Here is a 24119-nt window from a genome sequence, read left to right on the forward strand (position 1 = left end):
CCTTAATTCTTTTAGATATTATTGTTCGTCATCTCAACAACTTTCATTGCCTCAATGGTTTCTTCAAAGTCATGTACTCGAATGATCTGCGCACCTTTCATCGCAGCAATTGCCGCGCAGACAACGCTAGCATTTGCGCATTCTGCTGCTGGTTTTTCCAACAATTTAAAGATCATTGATTTACGTGACATACCGGCCAAAATTGGCAGACCGAATTCATGAAACTTATCGAGGTGTGCCAGCATATGATAATTGTGTTCAATGGTTTTGCCAAAGCCAAAACCTGGATCAAGAATAAGTTGAGACTTATCGATGCCCACAGACTCACAGGCAGCAATGCGTTCTTGAAGAAATGCAGAGACATCATCCATCAGATCATCGTATTGAGGATTAGTCTGCATAGTGCGCGGTTGACCTTTCATATGCATCAGGCAAATAGGAAGGTTTGCTTTCGCGGCAACTTCTAACGCCCCCGGCTCTTGGAGAGCACGCACATCGTTAATCAAGTCTGCCCCAGCTTCAATAGCTTGACGCATGACTTCCGCTTTACTGGTATCAATAGAAATCCACACATCATGTTTTGCGCGAATCGCTTTGATTACAGGGACCACACGCTGCAACTCATCTTCTAATGCAACATCTGGAGCCCCTGGACGCGTAGACTCCCCGCCAACATCAATAATGCTAACGCCAGCAGCAATCATTTTTTCGACTTGAGCAAGTGCACGCTCTAACGAGTTGAATTTACCACCATCAGAAAACGAGTCTGGAGTGACATTGAGGATCGCCATAACATGCGAGTGGGAAAGGTCGAGAGATTTGTTGTTTGCTTTAATAATCATAGCTTTAATAATCACAACAGAAACAAAAACCCCGAGCCTAACTCGGGGTTTTTTATTAACGCTACTCTTTATTCAGAGTCTTTCTTTTCTGGAGCTTCACTTGAAGTCGCTTCTTGAGACGTTGGTTGTTCTACCGGTTTAGTCGGTTCAACTGGTTTCTCTTCCGCTTTCACTTCAGGTTTAGCCTGAGGCTTATCGTTATCTTCTGGTTTGTTTGCAGGCTTATCACCCCAACCAGCAGGTTCACGAATCTCAGTCTTACGCTCCATCAGGTCATCAATCTGGCCAGCATCAATGGTTTCATACTTCATTAGCGCATCTTTCATCGCATGCATGATGTCCATGTTGTCTTCCAGAATTTGCTTCGCACGGTCGTAGTTGCGGTCGATGATCTTACGAACTTCATCATCGATTAGCTTCGCTGTGTCATCAGACATATGTTTAGTCTGTGTCACGCTACGTCCTAGGAACACCTCACCTTCTTCTTCCGCATATAGAAGCGGACCAAGTTTTTCAGAGAAGCCCCATTGCGTCACCATCTTACGAGCAATATCAGTTGCACGCTCGATATCGTTCGATGCACCTGTCGATACTTTATCAGCACCGTAGATTAGCTCTTCAGCAAGACGACCACCGTACAAACTAGAAACCATAGATTCTAGGTGTTGGCGAGACATGCTCACACGGTCTTGCTCTGGTAGGTACATAGTCACACCAAGCGCACGACCACGTGGAATGATAGAGACTTTGTACACAGGGTCATGTTCAGGTACTAGGCGACCAACAATCGCGTGACCTGCTTCGTGGTAAGCAGTTGACTCTTTTACTTCTTCAGACATCACCATTGAACGGCGCTCTGCACCCATCATGATTTTGTCTTTCGCTAGTTCAAATTCAACCATAGAAACGTTGCGCTTGTTACCACGCGCAGCGAATAGGGCTGCTTCGTTTACTAGGTTTGCTAAGTCAGCACCAGAGAAGCCAGGTGTACCACGTGCGATTAGAGAAGGCTCTACGTCACCTGCTAGAGGTACTTTGCGCATGTGTACTTTAAGAATCTGTTCACGACCACGTACGTCTGGAAGACCAACAACAACTTGACGGTCAAAGCGACCAGGACGCAGTAGTGCTGGGTCCAACACGTCTGGACGGTTAGTCGCTGCGATAACAATGATACCTTCGTTACCTTCGAAACCATCCATTTCAACGAGCATTTGGTTTAGGGTTTGTTCACGTTCATCGTGACCACCACCTACACCAGCACCACGCTGACGACCTACTGCATCAATCTCATCGATAAAGATGATACAAGGTGCCGCTTTCTTCGCTTGTTCGAACATATCACGCACACGAGACGCACCAACACCAACAAACATTTCTACGAAGTCAGAACCAGAGATAGTAAAGAAAGGCACTTTTGCTTCACCAGCAATGGCTTTCGCTAGAAGCGTTTTACCAGTACCTGGAGGACCAACCATAAGTACACCTGTCGGGATCTTACCGCCCAATTTTTGGAATCGGCTTGGATCGCGTAGGTAGTCAACCAGTTCTTTAACGTCTTCTTTTGCTTCATCACAACCTGCGACATCCGCAAAAGTCGTCTTGATCTGCTCTTCGCTCATCATACGAGCTTTGCTCTTACCGAAAGACATGGCGCCTTTACCGCCGCCGCCTTGCATTTGACGCATGAAGAAAATCCACACACCAATCAGTAAGATCATAGGGAACCAAGAAATGAAGATTGTGCCAAGTAAGCTTTGCTCTTCAGGAGGCGTACCTTGCACTTTCACGTTTTGGTTAATTAGGTCATCTAGAAGCTTTTGATCGTACACAGGCATGTAAGTGACCATTTTGGCACCGCCGCCACGACGAACAAAACTAATTTCACCGTCTTTAAAAGTTGCTTCTTGAATCTGGCCTTGGCCAACTTCCTGTACAAACGTGGTGTAATCCACGGTTCTGCCATTGCTCTCTCCAGGGCCAAAGCTCTGGAATACCGACATCAACACGACAGCGATAACAAGCCACAGAATTAAATTTTTTGCCATGTCACTCAAGGTGTCAGCCTCTCGATAACTAATTGTAATTAAAGGTAGGGTACTACAGTTTATTAGCTGTAGCTATAGTGTTAACCATGCTCTAAACGAGCGAAATAGTTAACCTTTGTAACCAGTGGCTACAACAAAGACTTCTCGTGAGCGAGCTCGCGATGAGTCTGGTTTTCTGATTTTTACGACTTTAAACATGTCTCGGACTTCTTTCACAAATTGATCGAAGCCTTCACCCTGGAAAACCTTTACGACAAAGCTACCATTAGGTGCTAGAACTTGTCGACACATATCTAAAGCCAATTCAACTAAATACATAGCTCGTGGCTGATCTACGGAATTGTTACCAGCGATGTTTGGAGCCATATCAGACATTACTACGTCCACCATCGAAGGTTGGATTCTTTCCAATAGAGCGTCTAAAACCGCCTCGTCACGAAAGTCACCTTGCAAAAAGCTTACACCAGCGATTGGATCCATAGGTAATAAGTCACATGCGATGATTTGACCTTCTTCACCTATTATCTTAGCAGCATATTGAGACCATCCACCTGGAGCGGCGCCTAAATCGACGACTGTCATCCCAGATTTCAACAATTTATCTTTTGTTTGGATCTCTTCAATTTTGAAGTAAGCACGAGAACGATAGCCTTTTTTACGAGCTTCGTTCGCATATTTATCGTCAAAGTGTTCTTTCAACCAACGACCAGAACTAGCCGAATGTTTTTGTTTACTCATCTTAATCCCAACAAGGCGTAATTAGGAGCTATTGTTTTAATAGGCTCAACCTATTACTCAATAAATTATAGTCTTCAGCAATAGATGGCGTTAAAATAGCTTTTTTCAACCCTTATTTTAAAGAAAATTGGCCGCGTAATGAACCTAAGCACCAAACAAAAGCAGCACCTAAAAGGCCTGGCTCACAGTTTAAAACCTGTTGTGCTAATGGGCGCAAATGGACTTACAGAAGCCGTGCTAGCAGAAATTGAAATCGCTCTTGACCACCACGAACTGATCAAAATTAAAGTTGCATCAGAAGACCGTGAGACAAAACAGCTGATCATCGACGCTATCGTACGTGAGACGGGCGCTGAAAAAGTTCAGACAATCGGTAAGGTACTTGTGCTATACCGCCAGTCTGAAGAGCGTAAAATCGAAATCCCACGTAAGTAATACCTACTTGCGCAGCGGAAGAAGAAAAGGTCGCCATAGGCGACCTTTTTTGCATCTAGAGTTTATTTCAACTAACCGTTAGAACACGAAGTTAGATGTACTCAACGCTGTCGATTTCGAAGTCTTTCGCTCCGCCAGGAGTTTGAATAACAACTTCGTCACCTTCCATTTTACCGATCAAGCCACGAGCAATTGGCGAGCTAATCGAAATACGACCCGCTTTAATATCTGCTTCGTCATCACCCACGATTTGGTAGGTTTTCTCTTCTTCTGTATCACAGTCAATCAGAGTAACGGTTGAACCAAAAATCACCTTACCAGTGTTGTCCATCGTTGTTACGTCAATGACTTGAGCAACAGATAGCTTGTATTCAATGTCACGAATTTGTGCTTCACAGATCCCCTGCTCTTCACGAGCAGCGTGGTATTCTGCGTTTTCCTTCAAGTCGCCTAGTTCACGCGCTTCTGCGATTGCTTCTGAAATTTGCGGGCGAAGCTTTAGTAGACGATCGAGTTCTGTACGTAGCAACTGTTCGCCACGTAGTGTCATTGGAACTTTTTCCATTATATAACCTCAAGGCCAAAGGTGTCTTTGGACAAAAAAATCCCACCCAATCATAGGGACTGGGTAGTACGTTCAAAGATTCTGTTTTGGTTAGTTTAAACAAACTAGGGTGTGAAATCACCTTAATTCGATTTCGCGACTCAGTTGTGTGGTTAATACCACGCCATCAATCGTTTTTAGATTTACGCATCATCGCAATTTATTGAAAAACAACACTGTTTATTACGCTAAAAACATCAAAAAAGATAAAAACAAATCAATGTCAGACCAATGTTAGACAAGATATAATCATTTAAAAACAACACTTTAAGATGAAATAACAACCAATTGAACAGTGTTCATTAGTTGGATTTATATCATTTTACTAACTCATAAGGAAACTTTAGCAGTAAAACATGTCCGGCAAGTTATTTCGTTATGGCTTTTTCGAGTGTGGGCATTTGCCGCGAATGAAACTATACGAACAACAATAGCTTGTGAGAGATAACCTCTCCCCCATAAAACAATGATTATGGACAGCTAACTAGGACAAATAAGATGAAAAAGACTCTAATTGCTCTTTCTGTATCTGCAGCAGCTATGGCAACTGGCGTTAACGCAGCTGAACTTTACAACCAAGACGGCACTTCTCTAGAAATGGGCGGTCGTGCTGAAGCACGTCTATCTATGAAAGATGGCGACGTAGCGGACAACTCTCGTATCCGTCTAAACTTCCTTGGCACACAAGCAATCAACGACAACCTATACGGTGTTGGTTTCTGGGAAGGTGAATTTACTACTGCTGAAGAAGGCGGCGTAGACGGCAACAGCAACCTTGACACTCGTTACGCATACGCTGGTCTAGGCGGTGCATTCGGTGAAGTTACTTACGGTAAAAACGACGGTGCGCTAGGCGTTATCACTGACTTCACAGATATCATGGCGTACGCTGGTAACTCTGCTGCTGACAAACTAGCTGCAGCTGACCGTTCAGACAACATGCTGTCTTACAAAGGTCAATTCGAAAACCTAGCAGTTAAAGCTAGCTACCGTTTCGCTGACCGCGTAGAAAACGCAGCTGGTACTGAGTACACTGATAACGGCGAAGATGGCTACTCTCTATCTGCTATCTACACTCTAGGCGACACTGGTCTTGACCTAGGTGCTGGTTACGCAGACCAATCTGACGCTAACGAATACATGCTTGCTGCTTCTTACACAATGAACGACCTATACTTTGCAGGTCTATTCACTGACGGTGAAAAAGAAGCAACATTCAAGAAAACTGTAGATTACACTGGTTACGAACTAGCAGGTGCTTACACTCTAGGTCAAACAGTGTTCACAACGACGTACAACAACGCAGAAACTAACAACGAAACTTCTGCAAACAACTTCGCAGTTGACGCGTCTTACTACTTCAAGCCTAACTTCCGTGGTTACGTATCGTACAACTTCAACCTAATTGATGCTGGCGATGCTATGGGCTCAACGACTTCTGCTAACTACAAAGCAACGAAGATCGATTCTGAAGACGAGCTAGCTCTAGGTCTACGTTACGACTTCTAATTCAGTCTTACGACTTGAAGATAAAATGCTCGCTTATGCGGGCATTTTTTATATCCAGAATTCTGCGATTTTTCGGTATATACTCAATTGCATAACTAACCTTACGAACTATTACTATGCGCTTACGTTGGTCATTGTTACTACTCTCTAGCCTTACTCCACTTCTCTCTTTTGCTTATCCCCACCAAGAGGTGCTGCCAGACGGAGCACGTATCAGTTTGGTTGCTGAAAAACTTAATGGGCAAAGTGAGCTAAAAGGCATTCATCCCACTGAGCAGTATTTCCCCCCAGCAAGTACATTAAAAGTTGTGACAGCCTTGGCTGCAAAGCTTGAGCTGGGCAATGGCTTTACTTTTCGTACAACGTTAGAAAGCTCCAACTCTGACGCCGTCTTCACTTTTTCCGGCGATCCTACGCTTGTAACGCAAGATCTTAAAACCATGCTGACACGAGCGAAAAAAAACGGTCTAAACCGAATCAATGGGGATCTTTGGTTAGATAACAGCGCTTTTACTGGCTACAACCGTGCCGTTGGATGGCCATGGGATATTCTAGGCGTTTGCTATAGCGCTCCTGCATCTGCTGTGACACTGAATGAAAATTGCGTTCAAGCATCGATATACACACAAAAAAACGGTACAACTCGTGTTTATGTTCCTGAGCATCAACCAATTAATGTCGCCACCAGCGCTCAAACCGTGTCAAAAAGCGTCCAGAAGAGCCGTCATTGTGATTTAGAGCTCATCGCTAACCCAAACAACCAATATCAACTAACCGGCTGCTTAGTAGACCGTGGCGATAAACCACTCCCCCTCAAGTTTGCAGTGCAAGATCCTGAAGGCTACACAAGCCAAAAAGTAGAGAAATTGCTCAAGCAAGTCGGCATTTCATTAAAAGGAAAAATTCGAGTCGGCAAAGCACCTGAAAAGTCACGCAAGTTATTGGCAGTACACAAATCAAAACCATTACCACAGTTGCTTGATGAGATGTTAAAACGCTCAGATAACTTAATTGCCGATACTCTTACTAAAACACTTGGCGCTAAGTTCTTTGTGCAACCTGGCAGTTTTACTAACGGCACTGAAGCAATCAAACAAATCATTTTCTCCAATACGGGGATCGACATTCGCAATGCCCGATTAGAAGATGGGTCAGGTTTATCACGCAATAACCGCATTTCAGCGAAGTCGATGGCTGCTATCTTGCGCTACATTTGGCAACACGAACAAGAACTCAACTTGATAGCAATTATGCCAAAGTCCGGTGAATCAGGAACATTGCAGTACCGCCAGAGTATGCGTAAAGCTCCTATTAAAGGACAGTTGATTGCAAAAAGCGGGTCCTTGTACGGCACGTACAATATGGCGGGGTATGGGCTTGATAAAAACGGCAAACCAAACACGCTATTTGTTCAGTTTGTGTCGGACTATTTCCCAGAAAAAAGGGACGATAACAAGCCTGTCGTCGCCCCGATTACTCGTTTTGAGAAATTGTTCTACCAAGACATTGTGAGTTTTAGTCAGGCAATACCTAAGAAGTAGTTCACCACGGTAAAGTAGATCCACATACCTGAGATATCGACGATCGATGCTAATACTGGGCTCACCAATACGGCGGGGTCCAGTTTACATGCACGCGCTATGATAGGAAGTAATCCTCCAAGTGTGGTTGAGATAGTCACCTGAATAAATAACGCAACCGCAATGGCTAATGCGATATCTTCCAGTGCAAAGCCCCCTGTTGATTGCCCACCACTAAATAGCATGATTCGACCAATCATCACGATCGCAATCGCCAAGGCAATAAACAGCGCTACGCGACTTTCTTTCCACAAAACTTCTAACCATTGGCGTTTCTTTAACTCTCCAGTGGCGAGTGCGCGAATGACTAAGGTCGCAGCCTGAGTTCCGGTATTACCACCAGCAGCAGCGATTACGGGCATATACACGGCAAGCAATACAAGTTGACTTAAAGTGTCCTCATACTGAGCAATGATCAAACCCGACACTATCCCTAAAAGGGCAAGAGCAATGATCCAACCAATACGCTGCTTCACATGTTCCAACACACTAGTCGATAAGTAGCCATCTGGTGTATCGACTTCCGACATATGTAAACCTAATTGGTGAGCATAGTGACGAGCACGTTTATCATATCCAGCTTGTTCAAGTTGAGCGATAAGGCTATTCACATAGCCAACCGAGCAGTGCTGCAAAATACCAACCGCCTCATCAATAGGCATGATCGTTAGTAGGTGCAATTGTTGCTCTTGTTCGTATTGCAAAAAGGCATTACGAGCGGCACCAATCTCCACTTCTGAGAAGTTTGGTGTTGTTTCAATAAAAGTGTTGTTCATTACCGTCATGGCGAATCTCCCGATTGGCATTGGTAACGACCATCGACAACGCACGCAAAAAGCTTTCTGCACACCCGACTTGTATAAATACAAATGCAGGACGCGCGAAAACATCAATGCCAAAGCACTGTCTATTCAGAATTTATGAAAGGAAATAATAAAAGGAAAACTAGAAGAAAAGATGCCTCACCACTAAGGTAAGGCGGAGATCGCCAATACCGAAGCGGGTTATTTCGCTCCCTTAATCTTACTCACCCAACAACTGGGAGGATGGTCGGTATTGTTCATGTAAATCTCCGATAAAGCTGCTCACGTAGCAGCGCGCGTATAGTAACAAAGTTCGACCATTTTTACAGTCAATCTCGCGTGTATTCACCAAATTTTAATACAAAAAAAGCGCCTATAAGGCGCTTTCATTTTGAACAGTTATTGATTACTTAATAGTAATACGTGCGAATTTACGTTTACCTACTTGGAATACGTAAGTGCCTGCTTCAGGAACAAACTTCGCATCAGCAACTTTCTCGCCTTCGATCTTAGCTGCGCCTTGCTTAACCATGCGCATAGCTTCAGAAGTTGAAGCACATAGACCCGCTTCTTTCAATAGGTTTGCTACTGGCGTGCCAGTCTCAAAATCAAACTCTGGCATTTCGTCAGGAATTTGGTTTTTCGCGAAACGGTTAACGAACTCTTGCTCTGCCGCATCTGCATCTGCTTCACTATGGAAGCGTGCAATGATTTCTTTTGCTAGCAGTACTTTGATATCACGAGGGTTCTTGCCTGCTTCTACATCCGCTTTAAATTGTGCAATTTCTTCTAGAGGACGGAAAGACAACAGCTCGTAGTAGCTCCACATTAGATCATCAGAGATTGACATGATCTTACCAAACATTTCGCTTGGTGCTTCGCTGATACCAATGTAGTTACCAGAAGATTTAGACATCTTCTTCTCACCATCTAGACCGACTAGAAGTGGCATCATAAGAACAACTTGTGGTTTTTGACCGTGAGATTTTTGCAACTCGCGACCCATCAATAGGTTGAACTTCTGGTCAGTACCACCCAGTTCAACGTCAGTTTCCATTGCTACTGAGTCCCAACCTTGAAGTAGTGGGTACATGAACTCATGGATAGCAATTGGCTGACCACCAGCGTAACGCTTTTTAAAATCATCACGCTCTAGCATACGAGCAACAGTTTGGTTTGCAGCAAGACGGATCATGCCTTCTGCACCAAGCTCAGATAGCCACTCAGAGTTGAACTGAATTTTTGTCTTAGCTGGGTCTAGGATTTTGAACACCTGTTCTTTGTACGTTTCTGCGTTACGTAGCACGTCTTCACGGCTTAGCGGTGGACGAGTTGTGTTCTTACCTGTTGGGTCACCAACCATTGCAGTGAAATCACCGATAAGGAATGTCACTTCATGACCTAGTTCTTGGAACAAGCGAAGCTTATTGAAAATAACCGTATGGCCTAGGTGAATGTCAGGTGCTGTTGGATCGGCGCCCAATTTAATACGTAGAGGACGACCTTCTTTAAGTTTTGCGATCAGCTCTTCTTCTGGAATCAGCTCTTCAACACCGCGCTTAATCTCGGCTAGTGCAGCTTCAATGCTCGCCATTCTTGTTCACTCCCACAGATTTGGCAAAAATATAATAGCTGAACATCTTACTTGAATAGCGATGCATTTTGAAACACGTTAGACTAGGTAGTTGTCAATTTTTACGTTTAATTTAGTAATCAAGTACCTCATGCATTCGATTTTTGTCCGACTCCCACTCTTGCACAAAGTACTGATCGGCTTTTTTAGTGCGCTTATCATCGTCGCGCTATTTTTCTTACCCGATCCGCAAGACCTCGATCCGCAGCAAAGCCGCCTTAAAGTTGGCGAGCATTATCCAGTGTCGATATCTGTCGAATCACCAGAGCGCAGCGCTTCTTCTAATCTTCCTTCTGTCTTGCGTTGGGAAACATATAAGGTCAAAAATGGGGAAAGTGCAGCGGTACTTTTTAACCGCGTCGGCTTATCCCCTCGTCTTTTGCATGAACTGATCACTTCAGATAAAGAAATCAAACAGCAGCTCTCTCGTCTTCGTCCAGGAGATAAGCTGAAATTTGGGTTTGATGAAAACAACGACTTTGTTCAACTTCAACGCACGCTGAATGCGTTTGAAACTTTCCGCATTAAGCTGCAAGGCAACAAATACGTCTCAGAGATCGATAAAAAAGAAGTCGATTATCAGTACAACTACGCTGAAGCGACGATTAAATCTAACTTCTGGAATGCCGGTATTTCATCTGGGTTGAATGCAAACCAAATTATGGAGCTGGCAGGCATTTTTGGTTGGGACATCGACTTTGCATTGGATATTCGTAAAAACGATACTTTCCGTGTGCTTTACCAAGAAGAAGTCGTCGAAGGTGAAGTCATTGGGCGAGGAAAAATTATTGCTGCAGTGTTTAAGAACCAAGGTGATACCTTTACTGCAATTTTGGATGAAAAGAGCGGCAAGTATTACGATGAAAATGGTCGAGCCATGAAGAAAGCCTTTTTGCGTGCGCCATTGGACTTCCGTCGCGTAACGTCTAATTTCAACCCTCGTCGTTTACACCCTGTCACTGGTAAGGTTCGTCCTCACCGAGGCACCGACTACGCTGCGCCTGTTGGCACACCGATCTGGGCTGCTGGTGATGGTGTGGTACAAAAGTCTGCCTACAATAAGTTCAACGGCAACTATGTGTTCATCAAACACAGCAACACTTACATTACCAAATACCTGCATTTAACTAAACGCATGGTTAAGACAGGACAGAGAGTGAAACAAGGACAAACCATTGGTACGCTCGGCGGCACTGGGCGGGTTACGGGACCTCACTTGCACTACGAATTCTTGGTAAACGGCGTACACAAGAACGCTAGAACAGTTAAGCTTCCGCAGTCAAAATCTTTAACGGGTAAAGCAAAACAAACCTTCATGGCGAACGCAAAAGTGAGCATGGCAAAACTAGAACGCTACAGTAAGTTGCTCGCAATGAAATAAATAAGTCGTGATTCACGACAATACCTAAGAGGCAGCTTACGCTGCCTCTTTTGTTTCAGGTTCAGGTTCATCAATATTGTGCTCTCTACCTAGCATCAATAAACATGGAGTAAGCACTAGAGTTAACACGGTTGCAAATGCGAGCCCACCTGCAACTGCAGTTGCTAATTGAGACCACCACTGCGTACTCGGTGCACCAAATTCAATCTTCTGGTTAACTAAGTCGATGTTCATCTCTAGCACCATTGGCAGCAAGCCAAGTATCGTCGTTACTGTGGTCAACAATACAGGTCGCAGACGCTGTACTCCGGTACGCAAAATTGCCTCTGACTTTTCTAGCCCTCGTTTACGCATCTGATTGTAAGTATCTATCAATACAATATTGTTGTTCACAACAATCCCGGCCAGTGCGATCACCCCAATGCCCGACATAATAATGCCGAATGGCTTTTGGAAAATCAGCAATCCAGCAAACACACCGACCGTAGAGAAAAGCACTGCACTTAGGATCAAAAAGGCTTGATAGAAGCTATTAAACTGAGTAATCAAAATAAGCGCCATCACACCAAGAGCAACCATAAAAGCATTTTGCAAGAAAGCGGAAGAGTTCTCTTGCTCTTCGTTTTGCCCACGAATTTTAAACTCAATCCCAGCAGGTAAACCCAATTGCGCCACTTCCGCCGTTATCTTTGGTAGCTCCAGTGCGAGGTTATACCCCTCAACCATATCCGCTTTGATATTTACCACTCGGCGCCCATCAACTCGGCGAATCGTATCCTGCTTATGATCCGGTTTAATTTGAGCAAAGTTAGTAATCGGTACTAAGCCCGCAGCCGTTTTCACTCTCAGCTGATCAAAACGCCCAATATCACGCTTATCTTGCGGATAACGTACTAAGATATCGACTTCTTCATCGGCATCATCCGGAAGATAATCACCAATCTTCAAACCGTTGGTAACAAACTGAACGGTGTTTCCAACCAAAGTTGCATCGGCCGCAAAGCGAGAAGCATCGTCTCTGCGGATATCAATCTGCCAATCAATTCCTTCTTTATTCGTTGTATCACTTAAGTTAGTTAACGCAGGGTTACGATCAGCCCAGTAACGAACCATTTTGGCGGCACTGTCCAATTGATCGATACTTGAGTTTTGCGCCGACATTTCAATCACGAGATCATGCTCAACTGGTGGTCCTGCATCGGGGAATTTGTATTCCAACTCAACACCGGAGAATTGATTGGTGGTTTGCTTAAGTTCCTCAATAATATCTTTGACTTTACGGCGATATTGCCAATCCACCGGCGTGATCTGAATTTGACCAATCTCATCACCATCATTTGAATCGGAACCAGTACGTGTGTAGACGCTTTCAAACTCATCATGCCCTAGCATTACTTTCTCAATTTCTTTCATTACGATGTCTTTCTCATTGATCGACAAATCACCATAAGAACGAACTTTGACCGTAAAGAAGGCGGGATCCACTTCAGGAAAGAACTCCGCACCTAAGCCGGCTTTGTTGTAAGTAAAACCAACACCACCCGCGAGCAAAATTGCGCTGAGTAACACTTTCAATGGATGTCGGATCGCGATAGACAGGGTTTGGTAATAAAGCTTGGTAATGCCTGTCGCTTTATCAAATTCACCATTATGCAGGTCAACCATCTCTTGCTGACGCTGTGCATCGACGACTTGAGGCTTACCAATGATTCCACCAATCACAGGGACGAAAAGTAATGCCATCATTAGCGAAGCACTGAGGGTTGCAATGAGAGTTAATGGTAAGTATTTCATGAACTCACCAGTAATATCCGGCCAAAATAGCAGTGGTGCAAACGCTGCCAAAGTGGTTGCTGTAGAAGCAGTAATCGGCCATGCCATACGTTTTGCTGCATCCCTATATGCTTCTTTACGTGGTGTGCCCTCTTGCATCCGCCTATCAGCAAATTCCGTAACAACAATGGCACCATCGACTAACATGCCTACAGCCATAATCAGTGCGAATAGCACCACGATGTTGACGGTCAAACCAAAAACCGACAACACCAATAAGCCAGTTAAGAAAGAGCCCGGAATAGAAATACCAACTAACAGTGCCGTTCGAACACCCAGAATGGCAATGATGACAATAACGACCAGAATAATTGCAGACAGAATGTTGTTTTGCAGATCGCTAAGCATCAGCTTAACGTCATCAGACTGATCCCAAGTGTATTTAACTTGCAGGTTATTCGGCCAACCAGTCTGCTTTTGCGCTTCAATCAGAACTTGTTTAACGAGCTCAACCGTTTCTATGATGTTTTCACCGGCACGCTTTTTCACATTGAGCACCACCGCTGGTTCACCATCTAAACGAGCAAAACTTTCAGGGTCACGGAAGGCTCGGCGCACTGTCGCGACATCACCAAAAGTGATCACCTCTTTGCCATTTACCTTGATCGGTAGTTCTAATACATCTTTTAACGAATCAAATACGGAAGGGACTTTAACCGAGAAGCGACCATAACCAGTATCGACAAAGCCAGCAGCAACCACTCGGTTGTTTAAAGCAATCAAATTGTAGATATCGGCTTGATCCAAACCGTAACTTTCCATCAATAACGGATCGACCACGATCTCAACGATATCTTCGCGATCCCCCGCAATATCGACTTCCAATACCTGACGATAGCTTTCTAACTTATCACGTAAAGCTCGTGCGATTTGTACTGTTGTACGCTCAGGGACTGTGCCATACAGAACCAGAGTGAGGACAGGCTCTTCAGATGCGAATGTTACTTCGTTAACTGTTGGCTCATCACTGTCTTCAGGCAATTTAGGTTTAGCAAGATCCACCGCATCACGAACATCAGCCATAGCTTCAGCTAAGTCAACGCCGACACTGAACTCTAGAGTAACCGACGCATGTCCCTCTGAAGCAATCGCGGTCATCTCCTTAACGCCTTCTATTGAACGAAGTTCTTGCTCTATCGGACGAACCAATAAGCGCTCCGCATCGGTCGGGGAAATACCTTGGTGACTAACCGAAACATAGATAATAGGGATGGTAATGTCGGGGCTCGACTCTTTCGGAATCGTAATGTAGGTGATCACTCCGGCAATCAAAATCATCACCAACAATGTAAGCATGGTACGTGCACGCGATAACGCAGCATCAATCAAAGCAAACATATTGCCTCCTTATTGCTGGTTCGCAGCTTCAATGGCATCGTCGACTTTTGTCGCCATCACTAAGTCGCCATCACGTGCAAAGCCTTGTCCAAGCACAATGATGTCAACTTGGTCTCCTAAGCCGGATAACCAGACACCGTCTTTCTCAGCTTTGACCAGTTGGATAGGCACAAAGTGAACATGCTGATCACGAAGCGTTTTGATACCAAGATTGCCTTCTTCATCTAACGCCAACATGGCTGCGGTCACTTTCACTGCCAGAACTTCACTTAGCGACAGTACCACTTCAGCACTGACACCCGCAGGCATCGCACTCTCTCGATTATCAATCTCGATTTCTATAGGGAATGTGTTGGTCGAAGTTGAAGATACGCGCCCAATATAACGAATGGTGCCTTGATGATGGATGTTATCAATGGTTCTAACATCGGCTTGCTGACCTTGTTTTAAATACTGAATATGACGTTCACTCACATCCGCTTCAATGACTAACTTCTCTAAGTCAATTACAGTGGCTATTGGGTCGCCGACGCCAACGAAATCTCCCACTTCAACGAATCGATGGTCCAGAATGCCGTCAAAAGGGGCTCTTACTTTGGTATTTTTAAGTGCAGTTTCAACATTGCTTAAGTTTGCTCGGGCATCGACAAGTGCCGCTTGAGCAGTGGCAAAAGCAACTTCACCTTGCAACCCTCTATTCTTCAAAGATTCCGCGGCTTTAAATTCTTTTTCTTTTACACGCAGCATTGCTTTGGCGCGTTTAAGTTGAATATCTAGATCGCGCTCATCAATGTTGGCAATCACCTGCCCTTGTTTAACACTTTGTCCTTTTTGCACGTTCAAGCTCACAATCTTACCTGCGACTTCTGCCCCTAAACGAGCTTGCCGATTCGGCGCAGTTCGACCGTAAAGTTCAATCGTTTTACTGGTTGGTTGTGCTTCAAAAGAGTTGAACATCACCTTTGCGACAGGCGTATCATCTGATTGAGAGGATGGAGAAGAGACCGATTCGTCTTGTGCATTGAATTGACCCATTGCGAGCCAAGCAGCCAAAGCGATAACAAGCGTTAGAGAGACTAGCCATGGACGTTCGACAAAACGACGTCCGAAAGAAGTTCCAGACATATAAAGTCCTTTTTATTTTTACCCCCACTTCATCATGAAAGCGAGGGGGCGTTTACGTGACTTCCTGCTACGTAAAACTCAGGCAGCCGATTGGCTGCCTGTTGTCGTATTAATTACACACTGAATGATGCACCACAACCACAGGTTGTCGTCGCATTTGGGTTATTAACGAAGAAGCGAGCTCCTTCTAAACCTTCTGTGTAATCAACCACGCCACCGATTAAGTATTGCAGGCTCATTGGGTCTACAACCAGTGTTACGCCACTGTTTTCGATCGTAGTATCACCTTCATTTACGCTCTCATCAAATGTGAAGCCATATTGGAAACCGCTACAGCCGCCGCCAGTAATGTATACGCGTAACTTCAGTGCTGGGTTTTCTTCTTCCGCAATCAGCGCTTTAACGCGTGATGCTGCTGCATCAGAAAAAGACAATGGTACGTTTACTTCGCTCACGAAGACCTCTCTCACTCGTGTAATGCGTCAAGCCTGTAGCGAGACGTCAAATTTGTGCTAATTAGAGCGATTATCCAATACCTGACCAACTCGTTCAAGTATTCACCGACGATTCTTTAGATCAGATGCTGATATGTAAGATTACACCGCCAGACAACACATAAATTACCCAAAACGTTTCTAACTTGAGATTAGCTAGGTACAATGCGCTCCACTTGGTCCGAGCAATCAAAAGAGGATAACCCCATGACCAAATCATCAGAGCTATATCAAAAGGCTCAGCAAACCATTCCTGGCGGTGTGAACTCACCAGTTCGTGCATTCAACGGCGTTGGCGGTTCTCCGCTATTTATCGAACGAGCAGACGGTGCCCTGATTTTTGATGCCGATGGTAAAGCGTACATTGATTACGTTGGCTCTTGGGGTCCTATGATTTTAGGTCACAACCACGCAGTTATCCGTGAAGCAGTTATCGATGCTGCACAACGCGGTCTAAGTTTCGGTGCGCCAACTGAAATGGAAATTGCCATGGCCGAGCTTGTATCTGAGCTAGTGCCATCTATGGAACAAATCCGCATGGTAAGTTCTGGTACGGAAGCAACAATGAGTGCTATCCGTCTTGCTCGTGGCTTTACTGGTCGTGACAAGATCATGAAGTTCGAAGGCTGTTACCATGGTCACGCAGACAGCTTGCTAGTAAAAGCAGGTTCAGGTGCACTAACTCTAGGTCAACCAAGTTCTCCTGGCGTTCCTGCCGATTTTGCGAAGCACACACTAACGGCAACATTCAACGACTTAGATTCAGTACGTGAACTATTCGCCGCAAACAAAGGCGAAATCGCATGTATCATCGTTGAGCCAGTAGCGGGCAACATGAACTGTATCCCTCCAGTAGAAGGCTTCCACGAAGGTCTACGCGAAATCTGTGACCAAGAAGGTGCTCTACTGATTTTTGATGAAGTAATGACAGGCTTCCGTGTAGCTCTAGGTGGCGCGCAAGCACACTACAACATCAAACCAGATCTAACGACACTAGGTAAAGTGATCGGTGGCGGTATGCCTGTGGGTGCTTTTGGTGGTCGTAAAGAAGTCATGCAATATGTTGCGCCAACAGGTCCTGTATACCAAGCGGGCACACTTTCCGGTAACCCAGTAGCAATGGCGGCAGGCTTTGCATGTTTGAACCTGCTAAAAGAAGAAGGTAACGAGAAACGTCTTGCTGCAAAAACCAAACAACTTGCTGAAGGCTTCAAAGCTCTTGCTGAAAAACACGGCATCCCAATGGTAGTAAACCAAGTGGGTGGCATGTTTGGTTTCTTCTTCACTGACCAAGAAACCGTAACGTGCTACGAAGACGTGACTAAGTGCGATGTCGAGCGCTTTAAGCGTTTCTTCCACCTAATGCTAAAACACGGTGTATACCTTGCACCATCAGCATTCGAAGCAAGCTTTACTTCTCTTGCTCACGGTTCAAAAGAAATCGACGCAACACTAGAAGCTGCGGATCGTTGTTTCGCAATTCTGGCAGAAGAATCAAAATAAGCGTTCCTTACCAGAACATAAATTCCAAAAAAAGGACCTTCGAGGTCCTTTTTTATTATTTGAATTATGCTTGCCAATTAAAGATGACTAAGATGGCAAGAATCCCAAGAACAATCCCAAACCAAGGAATGCGTCTGGCCTTCTTTTCGCTCTGGCATTTCTTATCGCTGTTACAACAACCCATTTTTCCATCTCTTGATTGATAACCACCTGATTTGTGGTCATTATAACAAGGTCAACTGCACCTTCCCAATTCAGCTATGTCATAAGCTTGAAAGAATCGTCGGTGCAAAGTAATAAAGATTTTGCGCTGTGGTATAAGGCGTAAACGTAAATATTCCGTAATTTGGATTAATCACATGCCGAATAATGTAAAAATCACGTCGAGTCATCGAGTGCTAGTTGTTGCGCTGCTCGCCGCTGCTTTTGCCTGCTATTTGTTGGTCGAACCTTACATCAACTCGATCGTCATGGCGTTTATCATTTCACTGCTCATGTTCCCAATACATGAATGGTTTGAACGAAAACTACCTAATCACAAAAACTTGGTCTCACTGCTCTCTTGTGTGGTTTTAACCTTTATTATCGTGATTCCATTACTATTTGTTTTTGCCGCTATCGTGCAGCAAGGTTCGGTATTTTCGCAAAATACCTACAAGTGGGTAACCAATGGTGGCATCCAAGATATTTTCCAACATCCTTGGGTAGTCAAAGGTTTAGCGTTGGTTAATGAGTACTTACCTTTCGACAAAATCGAACCACAAGCCATCGCAGAAAAGATCGGGCAATTCGCAACATCATTTGGTTCAAACCTTGTAGCTATAAGCGCAAAAATCCTGGGTGATGCAACGAACTTCCTAATGGATTTTTTCCTAATGTTGTTCGTTTTGTTCTTCCTGTTACGTGACCACGACAAGATCATTTCAGCAATGCGTCATATTCTGCCCCTCTCACGCAGCCAAGAAGACAAAATTCTGACCGAGATTGAACAAGTCTCGAAATCCGCTGTAATGGGGTCATTCTTAACCGCGATTGCTCAAGGCTTTGCTGGTGGTATCGGTATGTGGCTTGCAGGCTTCCCTGGTTTATTCTGGGGAACCATGATGGGCTTTGCATCATTTATCCCTGTAGTTGGCACAGCACTAATTTGGATTCCAGCCGCAGCGTACTTGTTCTTAACCGGTGACACCACTTGGGCAATCTTCTTGACGGTATGGAGTGTCGTGGTAGTCGGCTCTATCGACAACCTATTACGCCCTCTGCTAATGCAAGGCAGCGCAGGTATGAACACGCTAATGATATTTTTCTCTCTATTGGGTGGTTTGCATCTATTTGGTTTGATCGGTCTTATCTACGGTCCACTGATTTTTGCCGTCACCATGGTGTTGTTTAACATCTACGAAGAAGAGTTTAAGGATTTCCTCAACCAACAAGACAACAGTTAGTCGCTGCTTAATCACTTCAAGCTTGGGGCAGATTGTGCGAAAATCTGCCCCTAATTATTTCTGATGAACCAAATTTATGTCTGCTTATATTGCTCCTAGCCAAATAGCTCAGCGCCAACTTGAGTACTTTAACGGAAAACACGTTTTAGTCGCTGGTGAAGTTGAAGATCTATTTCCTCTCGAGTTAGTGGCTCATTGTGAGTCAGTGGAGGTTTTTACTTCTAACTACAGCTACTACCGTCAAATTCGCACATCGAACAAGGTGAAGAGCCACTTTGGCTCAGAGTTTGATATTGAGACACAAGCAGACATGGTGCTTCTGTACTGGCCAAAAGCTAAATCTGAGGCAGAATACTTGCTGGCAATGTTGATGGCGAAACTTGGCATCAATACAGAAATCGTCGTCGTTGGTGAGAACCGTTCAGGTATCAAGAGCATTGAGAAAATGTTCAAAGAGTACGGTCCAGTGAACAAGTACGACTCAGCTCGCCGTTGCTCATTCTACTGGGGTACTTGCCTTAACCAGCCAAAGCCTTTCAATCAAGCAGATTGGTTTAAATCCTACACCGTCACTTTGGGTGAGCAATCACTTACGGTTAAGAGCCTTCCTGGTGTATTTAGCCATGGTGAGTTTGATTTAGGCAGTCGATTACTGCTTGAGACTTTACCTAAACTATCTGGCAAGGTGCTCGATTTTGGCTGTGGTGCAGGAGTGCTGGGTGCATTCATGGCAAAAGCCAACCCAGATATCGCGATTGAGATGTGTGATATTAACGCTTATGCCATCACATCAAGCCAAGCAACATTAGAAGCGAATGGCATAACTGGACGTGTGTTTGCTTCAGACATCTATTCCGATACGGCAAAAGATTATCGCTTTATCGTCAGTAATCCGCCATTTCACAGTGGTCTAGATACAAACTACAACGCGGCGGAAACACTCTTGGGTCAAGCACCACAATACATGACTAAACAGGGTGAAATGGTGATTGTGGCAAACAGCTTCTTAAAATACCCACCAATTATTGAGCAAGCATTCAATAATTGCGAGACGCTAAATAAGACCAATAAATTCTCGATATACTACGCGAAAAAATCCTAATCTCTCTTTGCGCAGGTGAAATCCTGCGCAAACCTTTGCCAAAATTCATTCAACTCAACGAAAAACTGCGTCTCTCCCCACGCTTTCCAATCAACTTTCTTGTCAAAGAAAAAAAACTCGTTAATTTTGTTAATTCTATCGAATTTAACTTCTTGTCCGTTTTTAACGAGAACCTTGGCAAGCCCCAGTAAATTGGTCGCTGCCCTTTTATGAGTTGTAATCTTATCCATGTTTAAATTCTACAAAAAGCAGAAATTTAAGCGCCTGCAAAGCACGCTAATGACCGCGTTTTTGGTTCTTAGTATCACGCCACTGACGATAACTGCGATTTTCTTCCTGCAATCACACAGTAAAGATCTTCAAGAACAAAGCACATCGCACCTTCTTTCAGTTCGTGATACCAAACAACAACAAATCATCGACTACTTTGCAGCTCAAGAGACTGAAGTCATGGGCTTCGTACGCTCCGAACTTGCTTACGCCAGCGGCGGACGATTCTACGGTTTGGTCAATGCGTTTAGTCGCTTGGGTCACGATATTGATGAAGCCAGAGAAAACGCACAGCAGCGCTATATCAAAGGCAGTGGCGATCAAATCAAAACCTCGATTTTACCAGAATCATCTAACTACGTTGGCAGCGAACGTTACCGCCTATTGCACAAACGTTACCACTGGGCATACCTAGAGCTGTTAAAGCGATCTGATTTTAATGACATTTTATTGGTTGATATCGATGGTAATGTCACTTACTCAATCAATAAAGACGACAACTATGGCACTAACCTACTGACAGGACGCTACAAAGATACGGCGCTAGGGCGCACCTTTAAACGTTTGTCTGAAGATGTGAGTGCACGTCGTAAGGTTAATGAAGATTACACGCCAGTTGTCGTGTCTGACTTTGATATCGAAAACGGTAAACAAGTCGCTTGGCTCGGCGCACCGATTGTCCAACAAGGCTACCTGCACAGCTATGCGATGTTCCGCTTACCAAACAACGGCATAACTAAGCTTATTGCTGAAATCAACCGCGATTCCTCGATTGAAACCTTACTAGTGGGCAGCGATCATAAACCTCGAACCATTAACACCAAACAGGAAGAAATCCAAAACAGCTTAGAGATTGTCGATAAAGCACTCGCAGGCGACACAGAAGTAGGTACTTACAGCAACCGCTTGGGCGAAGAGATGATTGCGGCATTTGCGCCAATTGAAACTCGCGGTCTAACTTGGGCGATTGTCGTACAACTTCCAGAAAAAGAAGCCTTTGCTCGAGTCCACCAGCTCGAGAAGCTGTTTGTTATTGCGATGCTGATTGCGATCATCTTGGTTGTGATCGCCTCACACTACTTATCTAATTTCATCACCTCCCCGCTTCTTAAGCTGACTTGGGCAGCAGAGAAAGTATCTGCTGGTGATCTGGACGAAACGACCTTTAATACAGAGCGTAAAGATGAAATCGGTCGACTCGCGATCAGCTTTGAGCGCATGCAACGCTCAATTCGAGAAAAGATCCAAACCATTAAGCAGCAAAACGAAGAGCTAGAAAGCAACATCAAATTGATCCAAAAGCAAAACGAAGAATTGCAGTTGGCAGATAAGCTGAAAGATGAATTCCTAGCGACAACCTCTCACGAGTTACGTACACCATTACACGGTATGGTCGGCATTGCAGAGACTTTAGTATCTGGTGCTAATGGTGCAATTCCTGCGAGTCAAAAATACCAATTGGATATCATCATCAAAAGTGGTCAACGTTTGGCAAATCTTGTTGACGATTTATTGGATTACCACAAGATGCGCTATGGCAGCATGGATATCCAAAAATCGGCAGTGAGCCTAGCAAGTGCGACTCGCTTAGTGCTTGAGCTTTCAAGTCATCTACTAGGTAACAAGACGATTCGTATCATTAATCAGGTCCCTGCCGATCTAAAAGCGGTGTCTGCCGATCCACAACGCTTGGAACAAGTACTGTACAACCTAATTGGTAATGCAATTAAATATACTTCTGAAGGTAAGATCGTAATTTCTGCCACCGTCGTGGACGATCAAGTCCGCGTACAAGTGGTTGATACTGGTCAGGGGATCCCGGCTGAACATCTTGAACATATCTTTGAACCTTTAATTCAAGCCGGCCAAGACGCTAGTCGCTACCGTCAAGGCGCTGGTTTGGGTTTATCAATCAGCCGTCAACTAATCGAATTGATGGGTGGATCGTTATATGTAAGTAGTCAACCAATGGTCGGCACTACATTTAGCTTTACTCTGCCACTTGCTAATGAAGAAGAGATTCAAGCAACACAGAGCCTTGCGGCGCGTGGACACTTCCAAATTCCAGAAGCGAACTTTGAAAACAACGACGACTTATCATTACCAGAGAACCCTGATGGTCCGCTGTTGTATGTTGCTGATGACGAACCGGTTAACTTACGCGTTCTTGAAAGCTTCCTAAGGCTTGAAGGCTACCGCGTACGCACTATTTCTGATGGTCCTGAAACACTTGCTTTAATCGAGCAAGAAAAACCAGAGTTGCTTCTACTCGATATCATGATGCCAGGCATGAGCGGCTATCAAGTATGTAGTGAGCTTCGAGAGACCTATGATCACGCAGAGCTTCCGATCATTATGTTGACGGCCTTAAGTCAGACAGAAGATCGAGTAAGAGGCTTCGAAGCAGGTGCGAATGACTACTTAACCAAGCCATTCAATAAGCAGGAACTCGCCGCACGTATTCAAGCGCACTTGACTGCAAGTAAAGCAGAAATGCGCCACATCGAGAACAAGTTACTGGAATCGGAGCTGCGCCAGCGTGCTGAAGTAGAAGCTAGCTTGCTTGAGACTCAAGGTCGATTATTAGAACAGCTAGAATCAGCACCTGAAGCCATTATTTGCCTTCGCGAGGATCAACGTATTCGCTTTGCAAATGAAGCGGCATGTAAGCTATTTAAACGCAGCTTAGAGCAGTTAAAACGCTCTTCGGCAGATGAACTTATTGCACCTAAATTCCTGACAGTTAAACAACCACATTACTGTGGCAAGATTGATATTTACATCGAAGATATTCGTCAAAACATTGAAGCAGACATTCTCAAATTACCTGAAGGCTCTGGTCTAGATGTTATGTACATCTTTAACGTAGGCGGTGGTGCAAACGCAGCTCGTATCCATAATCTAGAAACCGCGGTTGAAGTTCTATCAAGTTATGCGTTTGATGGTGATAAAGACCAATTGCAGAAGCTGAAAGAACTTGGCGGTGAGTTTACTCGCCTTGCAGATAAAGCATTGGGGAACAAGAAAGATAAACAAGAGCTGATGCGCGAAGTGTTGGTCGATACGATGACTCATGCATTGGAATACTGGGAATCAGTGACTGGAGAAACTAAGTTTGCTTTTGCGGAGCAAAGTGGTTTATGGCGTGTCTACCTCGACCGCAGTACGTTGCAAACTCGGACACTCGATAAATACATGCGCATTGAGACATTACCAAAAACACCGCGCTGGAGAACGGTTCTAAGCTCAATCGAGTTCATTCTTGAGCACTGTAAAGAACAAAGCCCTGAACGAGCTTACATTGAAGCGCAACGCGATAAAATGCAAAGGCTCCTTACAAGTTAATACCAAACAGCAAATACTAGCCCAGCCACTTAGGCGGGGCTTTTTTATCCCTGCCATTATCCATTGCGCAGTAATGCTTCTCCATACTCAC

Annotated in this window: 18 protein-coding genes; 8 read left to right on the plus strand and 10 right to left on the minus strand. The window is 44.5% G+C overall.

From position 1 onward, the window contains the following. Positions 1-11 precede the first annotated feature (11 nt). From folP to rlmE, 3 genes are all read right to left on the minus strand, one after another. On the minus strand, positions 12-842 hold the full coding sequence (folP, locus tag NL647_RS21575) for a dihydropteroate synthase (RefSeq protein ID WP_253650668.1): 831 nt from the start codon (positions 840-842) through the stop codon (positions 12-14). 68 nt (positions 843-910) lie between these two features. Continuing rightward, complete coding sequence (ftsH, locus tag NL647_RS21580) at positions 911-2890, minus strand: ATP-dependent zinc metalloprotease FtsH (RefSeq protein WP_009698724.1); 1980 nt, start codon at positions 2888-2890, stop codon at positions 911-913. A 108-nt stretch (positions 2891-2998) separates the two neighbouring features. Beyond that, complete coding sequence (gene rlmE / locus NL647_RS21585) at positions 2999-3628, minus strand: 23S rRNA (uridine(2552)-2'-O)-methyltransferase RlmE (RefSeq protein ID WP_005439450.1); 630 nt, start codon at positions 3626-3628, stop codon at positions 2999-3001. A 138-nt stretch (positions 3629-3766) separates the two neighbouring features. On the opposite strand from rlmE, the gene yhbY reads away from it, so the two are divergent. After that, a complete protein-coding gene (gene yhbY / locus NL647_RS21590) occupies positions 3767-4063 on the plus strand; it encodes a ribosome assembly RNA-binding protein YhbY (RefSeq protein ID WP_005425257.1) in 297 nt (98 codons plus the stop codon). Between the two features lie 91 nt (positions 4064-4154). On the opposite strand, the gene greA is transcribed toward yhbY, so the two are convergent. Continuing rightward, positions 4155-4628, minus strand: coding sequence for a transcription elongation factor GreA (greA, locus tag NL647_RS21595; RefSeq protein WP_005439449.1), 474 nt, complete (start codon positions 4626-4628; stop codon positions 4155-4157). Between the two features lie 537 nt (positions 4629-5165). On the opposite strand from greA, the gene NL647_RS21600 reads away from it, so the two are divergent. Together NL647_RS21600 and dacB are read left to right on the plus strand one after the other, a co-directional pair. Further along, positions 5166-6176, plus strand: coding sequence for a porin (locus tag NL647_RS21600; protein WP_017817695.1), 1011 nt, complete (start codon positions 5166-5168; stop codon positions 6174-6176). 116 nt (positions 6177-6292) lie between these two features. After that, a complete protein-coding gene (gene dacB, locus NL647_RS21605) occupies positions 6293-7717 on the plus strand; it encodes a serine-type D-Ala-D-Ala carboxypeptidase (RefSeq protein ID WP_253650669.1) in 1425 nt (474 codons plus the stop codon). Here the strand turns inward: dacB and NL647_RS21610 are convergent. Next, positions 7696-8541 carry a magnesium transporter gene (locus NL647_RS21610; protein WP_005449167.1) on the minus strand — a complete coding sequence of 282 codons (846 nt, stop codon included), beginning with the start codon at positions 8539-8541 and terminating at the stop codon, positions 7696-7698. The two genes, dacB and NL647_RS21610, sit on opposite strands and share 22 nt — an antisense overlap. Positions 8542-8965: 424 nt before the next feature. Continuing rightward, the gene (tyrS, locus tag NL647_RS21615) at positions 8966-10153 is read right to left on the minus strand and encodes a tyrosine--tRNA ligase (protein ID WP_005449169.1); all 1188 of its coding nucleotides are present in this window, start codon (positions 10151-10153) and stop codon (positions 8966-8968) included. Between the two features lie 130 nt (positions 10154-10283). Between tyrS and NL647_RS21620 the strand changes: the two genes are divergently transcribed. Then, complete coding sequence (locus tag NL647_RS21620; protein ID WP_005449171.1) at positions 10284-11573, plus strand: peptidoglycan DD-metalloendopeptidase family protein; 1290 nt, start codon at positions 10284-10286, stop codon at positions 11571-11573. A 36-nt stretch (positions 11574-11609) separates the two neighbouring features. Here the strand turns inward: NL647_RS21620 and NL647_RS21625 are convergent, their stop codons facing one another. From NL647_RS21625 to erpA, 3 genes are all read right to left on the minus strand, one after another. Beyond that, positions 11610-14744, minus strand: coding sequence for an efflux RND transporter permease subunit (locus NL647_RS21625; RefSeq protein ID WP_047512869.1), 3135 nt, complete (start codon positions 14742-14744; stop codon positions 11610-11612). Between the two features lie 9 nt (positions 14745-14753). After that, the gene (locus NL647_RS21630) at positions 14754-15869 is read right to left on the minus strand and encodes an efflux RND transporter periplasmic adaptor subunit (RefSeq protein WP_050924926.1); all 1116 of its coding nucleotides are present in this window, start codon (positions 15867-15869) and stop codon (positions 14754-14756) included. 113 nt (positions 15870-15982) lie between these two features. Next, a complete protein-coding gene (gene erpA / locus NL647_RS21635; RefSeq protein WP_005449174.1) occupies positions 15983-16324 on the minus strand; it encodes an iron-sulfur cluster insertion protein ErpA in 342 nt (113 codons plus the stop codon). Between the two features lie 246 nt (positions 16325-16570). Between erpA and hemL the strand changes: the two genes are divergently transcribed. The 3 genes from hemL (at position 16571) to rsmC (ending at position 20413) form a co-directional block, all read left to right on the plus strand. Beyond that, positions 16571-17866: a glutamate-1-semialdehyde 2,1-aminomutase gene (gene hemL / locus NL647_RS21640; protein ID WP_005449175.1), complete on the plus strand. Its 1296-nt coding sequence runs from the start codon at positions 16571-16573 to the stop codon at positions 17864-17866. A gap of 359 nt (positions 17867-18225) precedes the next feature. After that, positions 18226-19311 (plus strand): AI-2E family transporter, encoded by a 1086-nt coding sequence (locus tag NL647_RS21645; protein WP_005449176.1) that lies wholly within the window; start codon positions 18226-18228, stop codon positions 19309-19311. Between the two features lie 76 nt (positions 19312-19387). Next, the gene (gene rsmC / locus NL647_RS21650; RefSeq protein WP_050924925.1) at positions 19388-20413 is read left to right on the plus strand and encodes a 16S rRNA (guanine(1207)-N(2))-methyltransferase RsmC; all 1026 of its coding nucleotides are present in this window, start codon (positions 19388-19390) and stop codon (positions 20411-20413) included. Here rsmC and NL647_RS21655 read toward each other — a convergent pair. Continuing rightward, positions 20410-20643, minus strand: coding sequence for a hypothetical protein (locus NL647_RS21655; protein WP_029790366.1), 234 nt, complete (start codon positions 20641-20643; stop codon positions 20410-20412). The genes rsmC and NL647_RS21655 overlap by 4 nt on opposite strands. Between NL647_RS21655 and NL647_RS21660 the strand changes: the two genes are divergently transcribed. Beyond that, the gene (locus NL647_RS21660) at positions 20642-24028 is read left to right on the plus strand and encodes a response regulator (RefSeq protein ID WP_009698734.1); all 3387 of its coding nucleotides are present in this window, start codon (positions 20642-20644) and stop codon (positions 24026-24028) included. The genes NL647_RS21655 and NL647_RS21660 overlap by 2 nt on opposite strands. Positions 24029-24119: the final 91 nt, after the last annotated feature.

The sequence above is a fragment of the Vibrio sp. Y29_XK_CS5 genome (assembly GCF_024181835.1).
Taxonomy (GTDB): Bacteria; Pseudomonadota; Gammaproteobacteria; order Enterobacterales; family Vibrionaceae; genus Vibrio; species Vibrio harveyi.

Excerpts from the sequence above, each read along its gene's own strand:
- NL647_RS21645 (WP_005449176.1), top strand. The coding sequence starts at position 18,226 with ATGCCGAATAATGTAAAAATCACGTCGAGTCATCGAGTGCTAGTTGTT.
- hemL (WP_005449175.1), top strand. The coding sequence starts at position 16,571 with ATGACCAAATCATCAGAGCTATATCAAAAGGCTCAGCAAACCATTCCT.
- rlmE (WP_005439450.1), bottom strand. The coding sequence starts at position 3,628 with ATGAGTAAACAAAAACATTCGGCTAGTTCTGGTCGTTGGTTGAAAGAA.
- greA (WP_005439449.1), bottom strand. The coding sequence starts at position 4,628 with ATGGAAAAAGTTCCAATGACACTACGTGGCGAACAGTTGCTACGTACA.
- NL647_RS21625 (WP_047512869.1), bottom strand. The coding sequence starts at position 14,744 with ATGTTTGCTTTGATTGATGCTGCGTTATCGCGTGCACGTACCATGCTT.
- yhbY (WP_005425257.1), top strand. The coding sequence starts at position 3,767 with ATGAACCTAAGCACCAAACAAAAGCAGCACCTAAAAGGCCTGGCTCAC.
- ftsH (WP_009698724.1), bottom strand. The coding sequence starts at position 2,890 with ATGGCAAAAAATTTAATTCTGTGGCTTGTTATCGCTGTCGTGTTGATG.
- dacB (WP_253650669.1), top strand. The coding sequence starts at position 6,293 with ATGCGCTTACGTTGGTCATTGTTACTACTCTCTAGCCTTACTCCACTT.
- NL647_RS21630 (WP_050924926.1), bottom strand. The coding sequence starts at position 15,869 with ATGTCTGGAACTTCTTTCGGACGTCGTTTTGTCGAACGTCCATGGCTA.
- rsmC (WP_050924925.1), top strand. The coding sequence starts at position 19,388 with ATGTCTGCTTATATTGCTCCTAGCCAAATAGCTCAGCGCCAACTTGAG.
- NL647_RS21655 (WP_029790366.1), bottom strand. The coding sequence starts at position 20,643 with ATGGATAAGATTACAACTCATAAAAGGGCAGCGACCAATTTACTGGGG.
- NL647_RS21610 (WP_005449167.1), bottom strand. The coding sequence starts at position 8,541 with ATGACGGTAATGAACAACACTTTTATTGAAACAACACCAAACTTCTCA.
- tyrS (WP_005449169.1), bottom strand. The coding sequence starts at position 10,153 with ATGGCGAGCATTGAAGCTGCACTAGCCGAGATTAAGCGCGGTGTTGAA.
- NL647_RS21600 (WP_017817695.1), top strand. The coding sequence starts at position 5,166 with ATGAAAAAGACTCTAATTGCTCTTTCTGTATCTGCAGCAGCTATGGCA.
- NL647_RS21660 (WP_009698734.1), top strand. The coding sequence starts at position 20,642 with ATGTTTAAATTCTACAAAAAGCAGAAATTTAAGCGCCTGCAAAGCACG.
- NL647_RS21620 (WP_005449171.1), top strand. The coding sequence starts at position 10,284 with ATGCATTCGATTTTTGTCCGACTCCCACTCTTGCACAAAGTACTGATC.
- folP (WP_253650668.1), bottom strand. The coding sequence starts at position 842 with ATGATTATTAAAGCAAACAACAAATCTCTCGACCTTTCCCACTCGCAT.